At 42.2% G+C, this 18,275-nt stretch carries 9 protein-coding genes; 7 read left to right on the top strand and 2 right to left on the bottom strand.

What is annotated here, in order from left to right:
- Positions 1 to 458: 458 nt before the first annotated feature.
- Both BLS65_RS14970 and BLS65_RS14965 read left to right on the top strand, forming a co-directional pair.
- Positions 459 to 1,397, top strand: coding sequence for a hypothetical protein (locus tag BLS65_RS14970; RefSeq protein WP_092440443.1), 939 nt, complete (start codon positions 459 to 461; stop codon positions 1,395 to 1,397).
- 493 nt (positions 1,398 to 1,890) lie between these two features.
- On the top strand, positions 1,891 to 2,817 hold the full coding sequence (locus BLS65_RS14965) for a hypothetical protein (protein WP_125869898.1): 927 nt from the start codon (positions 1,891 to 1,893) through the stop codon (positions 2,815 to 2,817).
- 178 nt (positions 2,818 to 2,995) lie between these two features.
- Here the strand turns inward: BLS65_RS14965 and BLS65_RS14960 are convergent, their stop codons facing one another.
- Complete coding sequence (locus BLS65_RS14960) at positions 2,996 to 6,487, bottom strand: PPi-type phosphoenolpyruvate carboxykinase family protein (RefSeq protein WP_092440439.1); 3,492 nt, start codon at positions 6,485 to 6,487, stop codon at positions 2,996 to 2,998.
- 424 nt (positions 6,488 to 6,911) lie between these two features.
- On the opposite strand from BLS65_RS14960, the gene BLS65_RS14955 reads away from it, so the two are divergent.
- The 5 genes from BLS65_RS14955 (at position 6,912) to BLS65_RS14935 (ending at position 17,348) form a co-directional block, all read left to right on the top strand.
- The gene (locus BLS65_RS14955) at positions 6,912 to 10,157 is read left to right on the top strand and encodes a SpoIIE family protein phosphatase (RefSeq protein WP_092440437.1); all 3,246 of its coding nucleotides are present in this window, start codon (positions 6,912 to 6,914) and stop codon (positions 10,155 to 10,157) included.
- 286 nt (positions 10,158 to 10,443) lie between these two features.
- Positions 10,444 to 10,929, top strand: coding sequence for a T9SS type A sorting domain-containing protein (locus BLS65_RS14950; RefSeq protein ID WP_092440435.1), 486 nt, complete (start codon positions 10,444 to 10,446; stop codon positions 10,927 to 10,929).
- 177 nt (positions 10,930 to 11,106) lie between these two features.
- Positions 11,107 to 13,566 (top strand): tail fiber domain-containing protein, encoded by a 2,460-nt coding sequence (locus tag BLS65_RS14945; RefSeq protein WP_170830152.1) that lies wholly within the window; start codon positions 11,107 to 11,109, stop codon positions 13,564 to 13,566.
- A gap of 4 nt (positions 13,567 to 13,570) precedes the next feature.
- Positions 13,571 to 15,721 carry a tail fiber domain-containing protein gene (locus BLS65_RS14940; protein WP_092440431.1) on the top strand — a complete coding sequence of 717 codons (2,151 nt, stop codon included), beginning with the start codon at positions 13,571 to 13,573 and terminating at the stop codon, positions 15,719 to 15,721.
- A 4-nt stretch (positions 15,722 to 15,725) separates the two neighbouring features.
- Positions 15,726 to 17,348: a tail fiber domain-containing protein gene (locus BLS65_RS14935; protein ID WP_092440429.1), complete on the top strand. Its 1,623-nt coding sequence runs from the start codon at positions 15,726 to 15,728 to the stop codon at positions 17,346 to 17,348.
- A gap of 670 nt (positions 17,349 to 18,018) precedes the next feature.
- Here the strand turns inward: BLS65_RS14935 and BLS65_RS14930 are convergent.
- The coding region (locus BLS65_RS14930) for an ATP-binding protein (protein ID WP_170830151.1) at positions 18,019 to 18,275 on the bottom strand (257 nt) is incomplete at its 5' end.

Genomic DNA, 18,275 nt, shown 5'->3' with positions numbered 1-18,275 from the left:
AGTGGATAATGCGGGGACGACAGCGCATCCTAAAGCTCTTTTCGGCCAAGAAATACCACCTGCTGCTGGAGTGAAGCGGCCACGCTGCTGTGCCCAATGGGAAAGGTATGCCCGCGCCTCAATAGCTAGTAATTGAATACCTGACACTTACGGTTCGTTACGGTTTTTATTGTTGCAGGCTTCCAAAAAAGGAAGTTGCAAACCATAGGGGGAGCGAAAAACGGAAGAAGTGACGCAAAGAAGGGCTATGTCGAACCAAAAAAATGGCAAAATATCCACCAAGCAAACCTAAATACGCTAAGATTTAAAACCTAGCAATCGACCTGCGGATTTAAGGTACTATACAAAATCAGGTTAAAGTTTCATTTGATTATCCAAGAACTTATAAAGAACAAAAAACAGTTTATGATATAAACGATTCCAAAAATGCAATTGGGCAGTTACTCTTTTTTGAAAGATTGAATGCAGGAAAGGCATCAGATCCAAATAAGGAGAATATACAACTTGTTTTTTGTTCCAATAAGGGTGAGATAATATCATCATTGGTTAATTTCAGGCCCGATAATAAAGGGTGGGAGCGGATTCATGGTGTTTTTGGAGATGGAGAGAATCTTTATATATCTTTTCATTCTTATGGTGCCAATGGTGATATTTTTGGGATAAAAAAATTAAGTAAGAATGGTGATTGTGTGGATTTTAAGTATACTGCGGAGCAACTAAAGGCGAATACTGTTATTCCAACTAGCAATACCGATCAACTTATTTGTTCTCGTAAAGAACTTGGATCTTTAGCAGATAAACCTGCTTTTCGTTGGGGTGTTCAAGGGTTTGAAATGCAGGGCGTTCAGAAAACCAATACGAAGTTATATATCTGGGGTCAGTCGGTATACAATGTAAGCGATCCCACCTTTAATGGGCCAGGAATGCCCCCTTCCGTACGATATTATGCAGAGGGTTTCGTGTTCGTATATAATAGTGTAACCCTAGCTTTCGAAAAAATGTTTATGATGAACCTTCCATGCAGCAAACTTGAGAGTAATTTCAACTTAATTGCATCTGAAAACGATGATTTAGAATTTTTCATCCCAGTTCAGGCTACCGAAACAAAAGATTACGCGAAAACAATTGTAGAAACGAATCTCAGTAGAGGTGAGCGATATGACAACAATTATAAGCGGTTGATGAATCCTTTATTTGTGACTATAAATGGTTCGGAGGGCAAGTTCCAATTCTTCAAGGATATCTATACTTTAGATTTAGAAAAAGGACTTATAAAATGTAAAGATGGTAGTCGATATATTGTCGGATTTGATGCTTTTGCGGGTGAGGATCGTGATGATTCCGGCGAATTGAATTATGAAAACAAGCATTTTATTCATATTACACCTGTAAAATAATAGAGGTAAATAAACGATTATTTACAGTTTTGGCATCTCTATCCAAATGCGTGTGTAAGCGATAGCATCAAAAGGCATCAACGTTAATATTGACGCCTTTTGATGCTTTTGGCCTTTTGGTAATCGTGTTACTTGTAGCCAATAAACATGTCTTTACGCGGCACGTTGTGTCAGCGAGAAGTCAAAAATAGAATGAACCAATTATGTATAATTTTATGTCTTGGTTTTGCATTCTTCCCTGTTTTGGAATCGACTTAAGACGCCTGCTTATAAGTGTCTAATGAACTGTGAATTGCTTTAAAATCCTCAAAATTGCTACTCGGAGCGAGAAAAAGGTTGTTTGAAGCGGCATAATTCCTTCTTGTAGTGCGAAAATAGCCGGTGTGTGAGGCGCTATTGTTTCGTAGAACTAGGAGTATTGCCATACTTTTTCCTAGAGATTTAGGCATATCGCGCCCAACTTTTTTCTATACTTGCCTTAAATTTCCTTTTCATGTCTAATATGAACAGCACTCTCGATTTTTTAAAGGTGGTGGTAGTTATTACCGCTACTCAGCTAATGTGGATTCTGGGCACCCTCTTTATCTTTGGCTTTATTCTTTACCTCCTTGCGCGGTTTACGCGAGCCACATACGCCAAGACGGTGGGGTGGAAGCTTGATGTGGTGGCTACTGGCTGGATAGGAACGCCAGTGCACGAGCTGGGCCATGCGCTTTTCTGCCTTATCTTTCGCCACCGCATTGTCGAAATAAAGCTTTTTACGCCCAACTCCACCGATGGAACCATTGGCTATGTGAATCACACCTACGATAGAACGAGTATTTATCAGCGCATTGGCAATTTCTTTATTGGCGTGGGACCAATCATATTTGGAGCAGTAGTGCTCTATGCTGCTCTTTATTATCTCCTTCCCAACGCCAAAGAGGTGATGGCCTCCATTGATGCGCAAAGCAAGGTGATGGCCAGTGCAAACCAACTCAGCTTTGGGGCAATCTTCGACTCGCTAAAAGGAACAGCTATTTCAACGCTGGAATCACTCTTTTTCTGGAGCAACTTTTCCCATTTACTATTTTGGGTATTCCTCTACGTTGCAGTTTGCATTTCGTCGCACATGGAGTTGAGCCCTTCTGATATCAAGGGAGCCTTGAGCGGATTAATTTCGCTGGTGCTTTTCTTTTTGCTCATCAATACTATCATAATGTTGCTTGAGGTTACTGGGGTTAGCAATCACTTTGGTCACTGGTGGAGCTACCTGAAAATTGAGAGCTACGGCGGTGTAATCAACAAGTATGTGGGGATGTTTGCTGCACTTTTTATCTTTGCAGGTATCATTTCAGCCTTGAACTTTATCTTCTCCTATGTTGTGTTAAACATTTACTCGCTTATCAAAGGCGATGGGATGGTTAATCCTTTTTGGTAGGGCGAAATTGGGTGGGGAAGTCTGAAGAATAAAAGAGGTAGGCGTATTTCGGATAATATTTAAGGATATAGATTAGAACGGACTTCCATTCGCAACTAGTGTAACCGGCAGAATATCAAACAAGCCGTCCCAACTGGGGAACGGCTTGTTTGTCTAAATATTGGAACAATTGTTGCAATTACATTTTACGCTTAAAGATATTGTCGAGACCAATGGTTCCTTCTAGGTGTTTGAGGTATGAGTCAGATTTAACGTGCGTCAGTTCCTTTTGGGCGAAAACCAATTTCTCATCGATGCGTAGTTCCTCTATGATGGATTGGTTCACTTTTTTATCCTTAAACGCAGTTATATAATCAATCTGGGCTTGCCAATGCTTGGTGTCGCGTTGTTGCTTCAAACTCAAGCGCTCCTTATACCAATCGCTTGCCACGACATATTCGCGGGTAAACATCTTTCTAAGTTCTGGATTGGAGAGTTCCATCCCCTTGAAGTCGCCATGTGCCATAACATGAATAAGGACTTGAAGGGGCGGAATAGCCGACTCCACGCTTCCATCCTCAATATACATCATGGCAGATTTTTGCTGGGCCTCCACTATATTGTTTACTCCATCCACAAACTCCTCCATATCCTGAAGTTCAGGACGAAGCACTTCGTCGGAGAATACTCCCATGGGTTCCTCAAAAATACGACCGAGATGCTTGAAAATGAATGATCGGGTAATACGGTAACCCAAACGGCTCGCAAGAACTTTTTGACCCTTAAATTCAAAATCATCGACCTTTTCAAGCAGCCCTTCACGGATTAGGCGAGTCGGTTTTTTCTCCTCACTATCCATGCGACACCACAACTCAGGAATCAAAATACTGATGTCGTGATCGAATCGGTTCTTAGGGCCCACATACCCAGCCGAGGTGGAGAATCCATCATATCCGGTAAGGATGTAGGAAAGAAGAGCGTTGTTGAGGTCGGTTGTTGCTACCAACATATTAAATGGACCTTTTGTAAGGGCCCCTTCGGAGCCGGCTCCTGTAGTAGAGGGCGATTTTCCCGTTAGGCTGCAAATGAAATCCATGAACAGTTCAGGATACTCTTGGTAGTGAATTGGGTTGTAAACGCTCAGCGATCGCAAGCCAGCCTTGATGTCGGCTGGGTTGTTTTTCCGCCCCGCTAGAATATTGGTAACGGGAAAGTTTACCGGTTTGTCCAATGGGATTTTTCGGAAAAGCCGAATGCCCACTTTGGCAAGGTATCCATCAACTGGGTTTGAGAAATCGGGGTTGGTTTGAAGGTAGCGTGGGTTTCCCGAGCGTGTATTATTGTCGAGTTTCCGCAGGTGCGATGGCGTAATAAAGAAGTTTCCATTTTTGTCGGCGGCTCCCCTGATTATGAGTGTTTTGATAGGATCGGTGTACTTGTCGAAATGGATGGCATCCTCAATAATCTCTTTTCCATCATCAGGGGAAAGCGGTTCGTAGTTCGTGGTGAAGTTGTTTTGCTGCGAGAGATCCTCCTCCGCCTGCTTATCGTAACCGCGGTGTATTGCCTCATCGGGGCGTTGAAAAAAGAGTTTTTCGCAATTCTCCACTAACTTTACGCTTAGGTTCTTCTGATCGGGGTGGAGATACTCCAGAAGATTAGCCGGAACGGTAATTGTTGCGGAAATATCGTCCTCCATTTGCACCTTGGCTGCCGCAATAAAATCGGGCCGTAACGAGTGCATATACCATGACTTATCCTGAGCGAAACCTACCCTGAGGTAAGAGGTATTAATCTTCCTATTGTCGTGCATCAGGGAGTGGCCCATACGACCATTTACCGTATCTATTGAGAAGAGGCTGCGCCAGTCGGTACCAATTACTTGATTTTGACTCACTTTTTTGATAAGGAATAGAAGGGCTTTAACCTGATCGGGTATCGATTTTATAAAAGTGTTGTATTCATCAGTATAGCCATCGTATGGGGTAAGCAGTTTTATTACCGATCCAAGAGTGCGATCGGGCCCTAGAATTGTACGATTTACCTCCTTCTTGTCGGAAGAGTTTTTCCAACGGTGGCTATAATCGTAAGCAATGATTTCATCGACCTTTGCAAAATCTGTTTCCTTATTATCAATGTAGAAGGTTCCGTAATTAATGGCGTTAAGCAACGATTTGGAGATCTCCGACTTTCCTCCGCCCGAAACGGTGCTTGGCTTATGCAGAAAAGATCCTTCGGCAAAGGTCAAAACAAGATACCAGTTTGGGGCAAAGGGATGCTTTTCCATGTGCACCTTTTGTCCGCTAGGCAAAACATAGAAGTGGTTGCGAAGCAGTTTTATACCTGTTTTCTTTCCCTTGTAATCCCATGATATGCGGCTATCGTTAAGCGTGAATTCAGCATTTTCGGGTAAGTATATTACGTTTGAATGCAGCTTGTCTACCCCATAGTTTTCAGGGAGTATATCCATCATGTGGGCAAACTGTTTTTTTACCTCTTCGAAGGAGAATTTGCCCTCAAAATTTTTAATCAATTCCGAAGCAGAAAATCTGTTCCCTACATTTCGTCTGGAGAAGGCGAGCGTTCCACCAGCGTGCTCTTCTTCCGAAAGGCCCAGCATGTTTGCCGCATAGCTAATTTGAGTTTTCACCTCTTTTTTAGAGTAGCCAAAGTAGTTGTCGGCGATCAGCGTGATTACGACACCACTCTCATCGCGGCAGGTTACCTTAAAGGCAACACCCTCGTTGTAGAGTTCATTTTTGTCTTTCCAGCACATGCCATCCTTGCGCTGACGCTCGGTGGCATCTTCCCAGTTAGGAAGGCCTATCTCTGATTTTTTAAGTTCTAGTAGTTGTGGGGCAAGAATTACACATCCCGTATGTCCAGACCAGTGTTCAATATCAAGGCCTGAGTCGTTTTTGAAGAGGTAAGGATCTCCGGCATTTCCAAAGATCGATTCCACAAAATCGAGGTTGCTAACCAACGAAGCGGGAGCAAAGAATCGGATCTCCATGGTTTTCCGTGGCATAAATCCGGGCACCTCTGGCGAAACGGTTGGGCGGAGCAGTAGAGACGTCCACAGGTGAGCCTTGTTCTTCTGCGCCGAAGTGAATGGGAGAATCATATACTCTTCGGGTGGCGTAAGAGCCGAGTGAAGCATGTGGGCGAAGGCAAGTTTTGGAACTTCCTTCTTGTCGGGAGGTACAGGTAGACCGCCCTTTACAATATGAAAGGAGTCCTTGGTTGTCCTTCTGTCGTGCAGCGGATTGTGAAGCACCCCTTGGGCTATGCGATACGATTTTATCAGTTTGTTTTCAAACTTGTTCGAATTCGGTGGAAGGCTTACTTCCCGACCTATTCCAGCCTTGTCGAGCACAAACGAATCGAACGGAATGCGCAACGGCAGACTATACTCAAGGTCGTTTAGATAGCGATTTATAAAATTTTGGATGCGTTTATCGGCTGGGTTGATGATCTCCATCGAAAGAAGGCGCATCTTTTCTTTATAGTTGTTCAGTAGGCTTTCGGCAAGGTTCACAAATTCCTGCTCTGTCATTCCTTCCTGCAAATCATTGCTTTCTCCCTCATAGATTGGTTGACCCATGGAGGCAAGTTTCATGTTGATATAGCGAATAATATCCTTCCGCTTTTTTTCTGTAACCACCTGGTTACTATAGTTGTTTGTGCTCATATTGTTTGCAAATTAATTTGGTTGAAATTAGTAATCTTATCCTAAATTCTTGCTGCTATAGAACATTCGATACTGGAAGGCTGTGATTTAATGAATTGAAGTAAGTATCAGACATGCACACCTATAGGTATTTTGTCGTGCCTCTCTCCGTTGTAACTATTTTCGCGATTAGTCAAATCTAAAACGTTTGAGAAAAGATTTTGATCGAAAAAACAAAAAACGTTTTTTATTTTCTTGCCAAACGATTTCATTACATAGTGGTAGGGAGTTCGGAAAGGGGCCTGATTTCCAAGATTTAAACCTTCAAAGTTCTGGATATGATCGACTAAATGCGATCATGGTTACCATCATCTCTCACATATTTTATCAAAACGTTGATATAGTTTCAGGGAATTAGTATTTTTAGGCTGTTCTATATACCGTTATGAAGAGAATACTTGTCCTAACCGTTTCATTGCTGGCGCTTCTACCCGCATTTGTTGTTGCCCAGATCTCACCACTGGGAATCCCATTTAGCAAGCAATACCTCCCTGAAGAGTATAAGAATGCTGAGTCCAACTGGTCGCTCACCAGCGACGATAATGGCATAATGTACTTTGGTAATGAGAGGGCAATTCTGGAATATGATGGAAAAGAATGGCGGTCGATCGTTGTTGATGACGAACGAATTCAATCGCTCGTGTGCCTCAATAACTGCGTTTATTTTGGAGGCAACCAATCGTTTGGTGTCATCAAAATCGATGCACTTGGCAAGCACTATCCTCAATACCTTTCGGCTCGGTTTGGGTCAGGAAAGGAGATCAATACAATATGGAAAACCTATGCACTTGCAGGGAAAATTTACTTCTGCTCCCTAAAAGTAGTTTTTGTCTACAATCCTTCGGACGACTCCATCCAAACCATTGATTTGCCTAAGAATAGTTTCCTTGCCTTTGTTGTAGACAATCAGCTTGTGTTTGGTAATTGGGAGCAAGGCCTTTTTAAAATAAAAGGTAATCAGGTGTATCCATTATCTGGTGGTAATTTCTTTAAGGAAAAGGATGTATTTGCTGTTTTGCCATACAATACAAGCACTTGGCTAGTGGGAACGAGTGTAGATGGGCTGTTTTTATACGATTTAATAACAGGAAAAACTAAGATATTTGATGGTTCAGCCTCAGCCAAGAGTGTTAATGCATTTTTAAAGACCAATAATTTCTACTCTGCTGCTCTGATAAACGACTCAACCTACTCACTAGGAACCCTCGGAGGGGCTATTATTATCAACAAGAAGGGTGAAATACTGAGTTTAATTTCCAAGAAGTATGGGCTTACAAACGAGGAGACAACAAATCAACTTGTTGCACCATCTTCTGCACAATCCAAATCTATATGGCTCACATTAACCCTTGGAGTTGCTCGTGTCGATTATCCATCTATCACCTCGCGCTTTGCCGATGAATCGGGGCTTCTCGGAAATGTTATGGCAATTAGGCGATACAACAACGACCTATATGTTGGTACCATTAGGGGTTTGTATAAGTTACGGTTTAACAACTTTGGCCTACCCGAGTTTATCCAAATCGATCAAATTAAGGGTCAGGTTAATACCCTTATGGTTACTCAAGAAAAAGGTAAAGATGTTTTGCTTGTTGGCTCAACTCAAGATATATACCGAATAAATGGTTCTAGAATCAGCGCATTTGGATCGGTGGATGCACTCACCTATCGCTTTTTGAAACCCAGAGCGGGCAAAAGCGTAATTTACGCCGTAAGCGAGCGCAGCTTAAAGCGACTGGTAAACGATAATGGTGTATGGCGACTCGATAACTCATGGGAGAGCATTAACGATTACTGTAAGGAATTGATCGATTTAAAGGACGGTAGCTTGCTTGGGAGAACAAAAAATGGCTTATTCCTAATTGAGCCTAGCGGAGGTAATAAAAAAATTGCTGAACGAACAGGCATTCAAGGGCGAATCTTGGAGGTTGAAGGCAATGTTTACATTGTCTCTGATTCTGTTTCGTTAAAGTACAGTAATGGAAATCTCGCTGCAACTACCGAAATTGATTCTATATTCCGTATTCCTGCAAAGAAAATATTAAGCGTTTCCACATTGAGTAAGGACAGGCTATTGCTGGTTGTTAAGGATCAAACTGAGTTTAAGTATTTCCTAGCAACAAGAGGTAAAAATGGATGGTTGCTCAACAATCAGATTGGTGGAAGAGTGCCCTCGATGAATACTCCTGAAATCTTTCAAGACATGGACGGTTCCACCGTTTGGATTGGAGGGTTGAAAGGTTTATTCTCCTTGAATTTAAATCTGTTAGGTAAGTTGCCAAATGCATCTTTCAAGACCTTGATTCGTTCCATAACCCTTGCAGAGGATTCGCTGCTCTACTACGGCAACTTTGATGCTAGCACGAACAAGCAGATAAGCATTAACGCCGATGGTGCCCTTATGCTAAATAGTTCGCTGGATTTTAAGTTTAACTATATAACTTTTACTGTGGCTGCACCCTTCTTTGAAGAGGAAGCCAAAATCCAATACAGCTACTACCTCGAAGGTTTCGATAGGGGATACCTTAAGTGGACCAGCGAAAACCGCAAGAGCTACCCAAACCTTTCGGAAGGAAGTTATAAATTCTGGGCAAAGGCTCGAAATATTTATGGTGAGGAGACGAAGCCTACCTGCTTCGTTTTTGAAATTTTCCCTCCTTGGTATCGCACAACCCTTGCCTTTATAATGTATGTGTTACTCGGTTTGTTTGGGATTTATTTGATTGTTCGTTTTTATACCAGAAAACTCGAGGAAGACAAGAAACGGTTGGAGCAAATTGTCAAGGAGCGAACTGCTGAGGTGGTGATGCAGAAGGATGAGATTGTCTATAAAAACCTAGAAATTGAGAAGAAGAACAAGGATATTACGGACTCAATTCGCTATGCTAAACGTATACAGACTGCCGTATTGCCCAATAAGCAATCGTCGCCAAAGCTCGAATACTTTATATTCTTCAAGCCTCGTGATATCGTAAGTGGTGACTTTTATTGGATCTACCACTTTGAGGCTCAGAATGTGGTAATTGCAGCTGCGGTTGATTGCACGGGACATGGTGTGCCTGGGGCATTTATGAGCATGCTAGGGGTTGCCTTCTTAAATGAAATTGCGTCCGATCCTGCGGTGCAGCACACCGATGAGATTCTTAACGTGCTTCGGGATTTTGTGATCCGATCGCTCAACCAAACTGGAAAGGAAGGAGAGAATAAGGACGGGATGGATATCGGCATAGTTCGTATCGATTTAAAGAGTGGATTGCTCGAGTTTTCGGGCGCAAACAATCCTCTTTTCCTTATTCGCAATAATGAGTTAATGGAATTTAAGCCCGATAAGATGCCAATAGGTATCCATGTGCGCGAAGAAGCTCCTTTTACCCGACATGAGATACAACTGCAAGAGAACGATGTAATGTACCTTTTTACCGATGGTTTCCCAGATCAGTTTGGCGGAGACGATAAACGAAAATACATGAAGAAAAGGCTTAAAGAGTTCTTATTAACTATACACATGGTACCAATTACTCAACAACTCGAAATGTTTGAGGGGGAATCGACCAACTGGATGGGGAATCTTGAGCAAATAGACGATCAATTAATCATTGGGATTCGATACGTTAATTCTGATAAGATTTAACATACTTTAAATGATAAAGTACTACTAATTCTAAAAACCCCTTCTCGAATGCTAAAAGAGAAGGGGTTTTTGTTTACTTTCCTGTTTTAATGCCGTAACTTACATCGCTGGGTTAGCTCGCTCTTAAACCACTATTTGATTTAGTGCCTTTGCCAATTATATGATATTTTTCAGCAGGTTTATGGCGTATTAATTGCAATCCAACTGATGTTTATCTTTTACTGTCAATCCTATGTGTTTGATTGTAAGCGGATGTTTTTTATGAAACTAATAAATCTCTATAGCCATGAAGCCAACTCTACTTTTATCCTATTTTTTTCTGCTGAGCCTATTGAGCCTATCCACATCTGGGCAGCAAGTTGTTAGCACTACAGGTGGCTCAATTGTAGGCGCCTCTTATACAGTCACTTATACTGTAGGTGAGGTAGCAAACACCACCCTTTCTGGAGGTGGATACATTCTAAACCAAGGTTTCCAACAACCTTCGTATACAATTACTTCCATTGAGGATAATCTTCCTTCTGCTGTGCTTGCAGTGTATCCTAATCCCACAAATGGGATAATTAATGTGGAAATGAACGATTTTCTAGGTAAATCACTCTCCTACATTCTTTATGACTTTAAAGGCCAAGAGATATTACGACACTCTGGCCAGCCTGGACCTATTGTTAAGTTTGAGATCGACCTTTCAAATTTTTCTGAAGGTATATATCTATTAAAGGTATTGTCCGACGATCGTTCCATCAAAGTAATTAGGGTCGTTAAGAACTAGCAGGTAGTTGGTTTGCATCTAAATTTTCTTTTTACATGAATGCACACATGGGTTGCCAACCATTTCAGGTTTATTGTATTTGTAACAGTTGAGTAATAGCGCAAACCTGCTTTTCTACTAATGAGCCTAATGGCTAATTTCTTTTTGTTTTTATTGAAAAAACTAAAATCTAACGATATGAAAGCTAAGAGCATAATATCTATCTTAATTTTGGTAGTGTTTGCAGTAATAGGCGCAAAAGCCCAAGCTCCTCAAGGAATGAGCTACCAATCGGTTGTTCGAAATAGTGCTGGTGCCACGCAAATAAGCACTCCTGGAACCATTCGGTTCTCAATACTCGTCGACGGCGAATCGGGCACGCCTGTATATGTTGAAACGCAGACATTTACCACCAGCGCGCAGGGACTTATAGTAGCTACGATTGGTAAAGGTAGTCCTACTCAGGGTACATTTAGTGCAATAAACTGGAGTGTTGGCAACTACTATCTTAAGGTAGAGGTGGATATAAGCAACAAGGGCAGCTATAGCCTCAGTGGCACAAGTCCTATTGTTTCGGTTCCTTACGCTTTGTATTCCGGAACAGCGGGAAACCTTGCAGCAACTGGAGGCTCCAGCAGTAACGTTCTTACTTGGGATGGTGGCAACACCGATCCAAATGTAGCTCTGTTTGAGGTAAAGGACAAGAATGGAAATCCAATTTTCTCAGTTTACCCAACAGGCGTAGAGATTATATTCGACGAAACAGCACCTGTTCGCGGAGCTAAAGGTGGCTTTGCGGTTAGTGGTCGTAACTCCACCCGTGCAGTTGTCGATATTATGCGTATGAATGCCGATTCTACTACAGTCTACGTGAATAACCTTGCAAAGCGAGGAGCAAAAGGTGGTTTTGCAGTTAGCGGACGAAACTCAACCAGAGCGGGTGCAAGCGAAATCCTTCGTGTTACCCCCGATAGCACACGTATATACACATCCAATGCAGCTTCGGGTTTTGGAGTGGGGCAGAGGGGTTCTGGAACTACAGATAGCTATCTGAAACTTCTTCCGAATAATTACTTTATTGGGCACCAAAGTGGAATAAAGACAACCGGCCTTTACAATACCTTTTTTGGTTACACCACCGGGCTTGCTAACACCACTGGTGCCAACAATATTTTTATTGGGTACGAAGTGGGTAAGACCAACACCACCGGTTCTTTCAATACATTTTTGGGATATCAAGCGGGTTTTACCAACAATGCCAGCTACAACTCTTTTGTTGGATATCAAGCAGGTAAGGCAAACACTTCGGGCCAGTTCAATACCTTCTTTGGTTATAATGCCGGTCTATCGAATAATACTGGTGTGAGCAATGTTTTTATTGGGAACGAAAGTGGCAAAACAAACACTGGCGGTTCAAGTAACGTCTTCATAGGAAAATCCAGCGGTGCCGGTAATACTACTGGCTCTTCAAACCTATTTATTGGAAAAGAGAGTGGATTTAAAACTACAACTGGATTCTCGAACCTTTTCCTTGGCGAAAATTCAGGGTACAGTAACTTGACAGGCGAGCATAATGTATTTATTGGTCAATTTGCTGGTTATTCTGGTACTGCGCTTAAGAATAACATCTTTATTGGGGATAGTTCAGGTTATAATTCCAATAACCAGTTTGCTACTAACAACGTGTTTATTGGATATGCTGCCGGTAAGAATACCCAGAGTTACAATAATATTTTCTTGGGGAATCAAGCTGGATGGAGCAATTCAGGTGGACAAAATAATATTGCCATTGGAGATAAGGCCGGGTATAGCAATACCACCAGCCAGAATATTTTTATTGGTACAGAGGCAGGAAAAAGTAATACAACTGGTTCTTTCAATATAATGATGGGCCGTTACACTGGGCGTAACGTAACTACGGGATCTCAGCAAATCTTAATAGGTGGCGGTGCAGGTGGCAGTTTAACAACTGGTAATGAAAACATAATGTTGGGGAGTAATGCAGGTGCCATTAACGACGGAGATCGCAACATCTTTATAGGAAATTCTGCAGGCTGGAGCAATACCGGATCTAATAATATAATAATGGGCTATAAAGTAGGTTATGCATACTTCCAAACGGTATCTAATCGGTTGATTATTGATAATTCGCAGGTAGCCGCACCACTTATTTGGGGCGAGTTTGATAACCGAAGATTGGTTATAAATGGCACAAATACCAACAACTCAACTAATAGAAATTTCTTTGTGAATGGAAGCGCAGGTGGAACAGGTGGGTGGTTTAATGATTCCGATATGCGTTTAAAAAAGAGTATCAAAACCATTCAGAATCCTTTGGAAAAAGTGATGGCTCTTCATGGGGTCAACTTCGAGTGGAAAGATACTTCAAACCACGAGAAGGGAATTCAAATTGGTTTTATAGCTCAAGAGGCAGAAAAGATTATTCCTGAGGTGGTGAATTACTCTAAGGAGAACGATGTTTACTCTATGCAGTATGCACCTATTACTGCTCTGTTAGTCGAAGCCATGAAAGAGCAACAATTAATCATCAACAATCAGGCAAAAGAAAATACCGAACAAAAAGCTTCAATCGACGAACTTAAGGCTCGCATTGCCAAGCTCGAAGAGCTGGTAAATAAATTAGCAACAAACAAATAAAGCTATGATACGACGTTTACTTATTTTTGCCATTGGGCTGTCGTTATTTCTGACAAATGATCTATTTGCCCAAATTCCTCAAGGAATTAGCTACCAATCGGTAGTTCGAAATAGTGCTGGTGCCACGCAAATAGCCACACCCGGAACCATTCGGTTCTCAATACTTCAAGGCGGTGAAACAGGTACGGCTGTTTATGTTGAAACGCAGAGTTTTACTACTAGTGCACAGGGACTTATTGTAGCCACAATAGGAAAAGGAACTCCTACTCAGGGCACCTTTAGTGCAATAAACTGGGGTGGCAATAGCTACTACCTGAAGGTGGAGGTTGATATTAGCAACAAGGGCAGCTATAGCCTTAGTGGCACTAGCCCTATTGTTTCGGTTCCATATGCGTTAACAGCTGGAAGCCTTGCCACAACAGGAGGAGCCAGCGGCAACGTTCTTACATGGGATGGTGGCAACTCCGATCCAAACGTAGCCCTTTTTGAAGTAAAGGATAAAAGTGGCAACCCAATCTTCTCAGTTTACCCAACAGGCGTAGAGATTATATTCGACGAAACAGCACCTGTTCGCGGAGCTAAAGGTGGCTTTGCGGTTAGTGGTCGTAACTCCACCCGTGCAGTTGTCGATATTATGCGTATGAATGCCGATTCTACCACAGTATACGTGAATAACCTTGCAAAGCGCGGAGCAAAGGGTGGCTTTGCCGTAAGCGGACGAAATTCTACCAGAGCGGCGGGAAGCGAAATCCTTCGCGTTACTCCTGATAGTACACGTATATACACCGCCAATGCAGCTTCAGGTTTTGGCGTTGGGCAGAGGGGTTCTGGATCTACAGATAGCTATCTGAAACTTCTTCCAAATAATTACTTTATTGGGCACCAAAGTGGAATAAAGACAACAGGACTTTACAATACCTTTTTTGGTTACACCACCGGGCTTGTAAATACCACTGGTGCTAATAATATTTTCATTGGGTATGAAGTAGGTAAGGCCAATACTACTGGTTCTTTTAATAATTTCACGGGCTATCAGGCTGGCTTGAAAAACACTATCGGTTTCGACAATGTATTTATTGGAAACAAAGCGGGTCAGAAGAACGTGGATGGAAGCTACAACGTATTTCTTGGATCAGAAGCAGGAAATAACAATGTGGATGGTTTATATAATACTTTTCTGGGTTATCAAGCAGGTTTTAGCAACACTGGAGGAGCGTCTTGGTTAGGCGATTTTAACACCTTTATTGGCTATCAGGCAGGTTATAGTGCCACAACCGGATACCGCAATATTGCCATTGGCTATCAGGCAGGGTATGGGTTAACGACCAACCGCTACAATGTGCTTATTGGTGAAACAGCCGGTTACTCATTAAGTACAGGGCAAGCCAACGTTTGTATTGGAACCTATTCAGGCCAAAGCCTTACCTCTGGTGTGGGTAATATTGCAATTGGGTTAGATGCTGGATTTGTAAACAGTACCGGTGAAGAGAATGTATATTTAGGTCTTGGTGCGGGAAGGGGTTCTACTGGTAGCAGATGTGTTTTTCTTGGCTCCTATGCTGGGTATTCTGAATTAGGGAATGATAAACTTTACATTGAAAACTCTACCAGTTCAACACCTCTTATTGGGGGTGATTTTGCTGCAAACAGGGTTGGGATAAATCGGATGCCTACTACCTATACGCTTGAAGTGGGTGGTACTATTTGGGCAAATGGTACGGCAATTACTGCTGGGATTTCCACATGGTCTGACACAAGATTCAAAACTAATGTTACTCCTATTAGTAACCCGATTGATTTGATCATGAAGTTGAGGGGTGTTCGTTTCGATTGGAAACGTGAAGCTTTCCCTGACCGTAATTTCACAAGTGGTAAGCAAGTGGGATTCATTGCGCAGGATGTTGAGTCTATCCTACCTGAAGTGGTTACTACTGATGCCGAAGGCTTTAAGTCTGTTTCTTACGACAAAGTATCCGCCGTTCTTGTTGAAGCTGTAAAAGCCCAGCAGCTGCAAATAGAACAACTCAAGACTGAGAATACTAAGGTTGCCCTAATGGCAAAAGAAAATACCGAACAAAAAGCTTCAATCGACGAACTCAAGGCTCGCATTGCCAAACTCGAAGAAATGTTAAATAAACTAATCTCAAACAAATAAACCTATGATACGACGTTTACTTATTTTTGCAGTTGGGCTGTCGTTATTTCTAACAAACGATATATTTGCCCAAGTTCCTCAGGGGATGAGTTACCAATCGGTTGTTCGGAATAGTAGTGGAGCTCCTCAGCTCTCTACCCCTGTTGCTCTAAGGTTTTCTATACTTCAAGGCAGTGCTACTGGTACAGCCGTTTATGTGGAAACGCAGAATTTCACGACCAATGCACAAGGAGTTGTTACGGGCACTATTGGTACAGTTACGCCCACCCAAGGTGTTTTTAGCACCATCGATTGGGGTAGTGGAACCTATTTCTTAAAAGTGGAGGCCAACATCAACAACCAAGGCTACAACCTTAGCGGCACTAGCCCTATTGTTTCTGTTCCTTATGCGTTAACAGCCGGAAGCCTTGCGGCTAAAGGAGGAACCAGCGGCAACGTTCTTAGTTGGGATGGATCTAGCTCCAATTCCAGCGGAGCCCTATTTGAGGTTAAGGATAAGAATGGAAACCCGATTTTCTCAGTTTACCCAACTGGAGTAGAGGTTGTTTACGACGAAACAGCCCCAGTTCGCGGAGCCAAAGGCGGATTTGCCGTGAGCGGCCGTAACTCCACCCGGGGCATTAAAGATGTGCTGAGGGTTACCACCGACTCTACCATTGTGTATGTAAACACTGATGCAACTCGCGGAGCAAAGGGCGGTTTTGCTATTAGTGGCCGTAATTCCACACGCTTGGCCGGAAAGAATATTCTTTTTTCGGTCGATTCGAAGGAAACTTCCATAATTAATAATGATTCCACCAAAGGATTAAATCTTACCCGACCACTCGCCGATGGTACCTCAGAGAGTTACCTTAACATTACCCCAAAAAACTGCTTTATTGGCAATGTAGCTGGTAAATCGATTCTAGAGGGGAGGCACAATATATTTATCGGGGATAGCGCGGGGGCTTACACTACTGGTGAGTATATGGGTGATTTCATGTATAATGGTAGCGACAATATCTTTATTGGAAGGCAGGCCGGTTTGGTGAACACTTTTGGATCTGGAAATGTTTTTATTGGTCAAAGAGCTGGTGCGGATTTATTCTATTCATCCAATACGTTTATTGTAGCCAATGGCCCCACACCCCTAATTTTCGGAGACTTTAATTCTGGCAATGTGGGTATTGGTGTGAACGACCCTACCGCTTCGCTGGATGTGGGTGGCAATTTAAGGGTTAGAGGGCTTGCTCCCACCGTTATTTCCCCTCTATCAATTGATACAGATGGAACCATTGTCGTGGGCGGAGGGTCGGATGTTAGGCTTAAAACCAATATCGAGCCGCTCCCTTATGGGCTGCAATCGGTGCTGAAACTTAGAGGCGTTACCTATAACTGGAAAAAATTGCCCAATGATATCAAGCGGGTTGGCTTTATTGCTCAGGAGGTTGAAGCTGTTATTCCTGAACTGGTTTATACCAATAAAAATGATGGCATGAAGGGTATTAACTATCCAGAAATGACCGCTGTGCTGGTAGAGGCCGTTAAGGATCAGCAGAAAATCATTGAGGAACTAAAATCCGAGAATGAGTTGATGAAAAAGCAGATGGAGGAGATTAAGCAAATGGTATTGGACATGAAGAAGTAATTCCATCGATTACTTAAAGATATAAAGCCCGAAACAGAAATGTTGTCGGGCTTTCTTTTAGTAATATCGGGTGTGCGCTTCCCATATCTACTTAAAAAAAGTGTTGTAGAAGCCTATAATTGTGCTCTTGGTGTCTACAAAAATACGTCGGCTATCGAACTTTATGCTTCGGTTGTATAAAAATAGTCTCTAGCTGTCTAAAATTATTCTTTAGGTGTTCAAAAATATACGTTACGAGTCGAAAAATATACGATAGAGGTATAAAAATATACACTTGGCGTATAAAAATATGCTTTAGAAGTATATAATTATATTTTAGCCGACTAAAATTGTGCACGAGCCGACTAAAATTATGCACGAGCCGACTAAAATTGCACACCAGCCGCTTAAAATTGCGCACGAGCCGTATAAAATTGCGCACGAGCCGTATAAAATTGTGCGTTAGCCGACTAAAATTGCGCACCAGCCGTATAAAATTATGCTTCTGAAGTATAATTTTTGCAATAAACAGTGGTTTGGAAAGTAATAATTTCGTAAATTTCGATTCCGAACGCCATTAATACTCTTATTGATATGATTTACCTCGACCTACCTTGATATTTCGGTGATATTGTGCCACTTGTTTCGGTGATGTTGTGCCACAAAAAAAGGGATGATTTCGTGACCAAATTTATGAATTAATTTGAGCTTTTTTCATCTTGTTTTTTCGCATTGACTCACCGGTTAATTCAATGCGGTGTGACGAGTGAACCATGCGGTCTAGAATTGCATCGGCAATGGTTCCTTCGCCAATTGTTTCATGCCAGTTTTTTACCGGTATCTGTGCGGCAATGATAATAGAAGTCTTGTCATACTTCTGTTCAACGATATCCATTAGGGCATTTCTTGCCGGATCGTCAAAGGCTGTTAACCCAAAATCATCCAGTA

This window comes from Williamwhitmania taraxaci, assembly GCF_900096565.1.
GTDB lineage: Bacteria > Bacteroidota > Bacteroidia > Bacteroidales > Williamwhitmaniaceae > Williamwhitmania > Williamwhitmania taraxaci.
The sequence above is the reverse complement of the archived record's forward strand: the minus strand, read 5'-3'. Positions and strand labels throughout refer to the sequence as shown.

Excerpts from the sequence above, each read along its gene's own strand:
- BLS65_RS14945 (WP_170830152.1), top strand. The coding sequence starts at position 11,107 with ATGAAAGCTAAGAGCATAATATCTATCTTAATTTTGGTAGTGTTTGCA.
- BLS65_RS14940 (WP_092440431.1), top strand. The coding sequence starts at position 13,571 with ATGATACGACGTTTACTTATTTTTGCCATTGGGCTGTCGTTATTTCTG.
- BLS65_RS14955 (WP_092440437.1), top strand. The coding sequence starts at position 6,912 with ATGAAGAGAATACTTGTCCTAACCGTTTCATTGCTGGCGCTTCTACCC.
- BLS65_RS14935 (WP_092440429.1), top strand. The coding sequence starts at position 15,726 with ATGATACGACGTTTACTTATTTTTGCAGTTGGGCTGTCGTTATTTCTA.
- BLS65_RS14950 (WP_092440435.1), top strand. The coding sequence starts at position 10,444 with ATGAAGCCAACTCTACTTTTATCCTATTTTTTTCTGCTGAGCCTATTG.
- BLS65_RS14960 (WP_092440439.1), bottom strand. The coding sequence starts at position 6,487 with ATGAGCACAAACAACTATAGTAACCAGGTGGTTACAGAAAAAAAGCGG.
- BLS65_RS14965 (WP_125869898.1), top strand. The coding sequence starts at position 1,891 with ATGTCTAATATGAACAGCACTCTCGATTTTTTAAAGGTGGTGGTAGTT.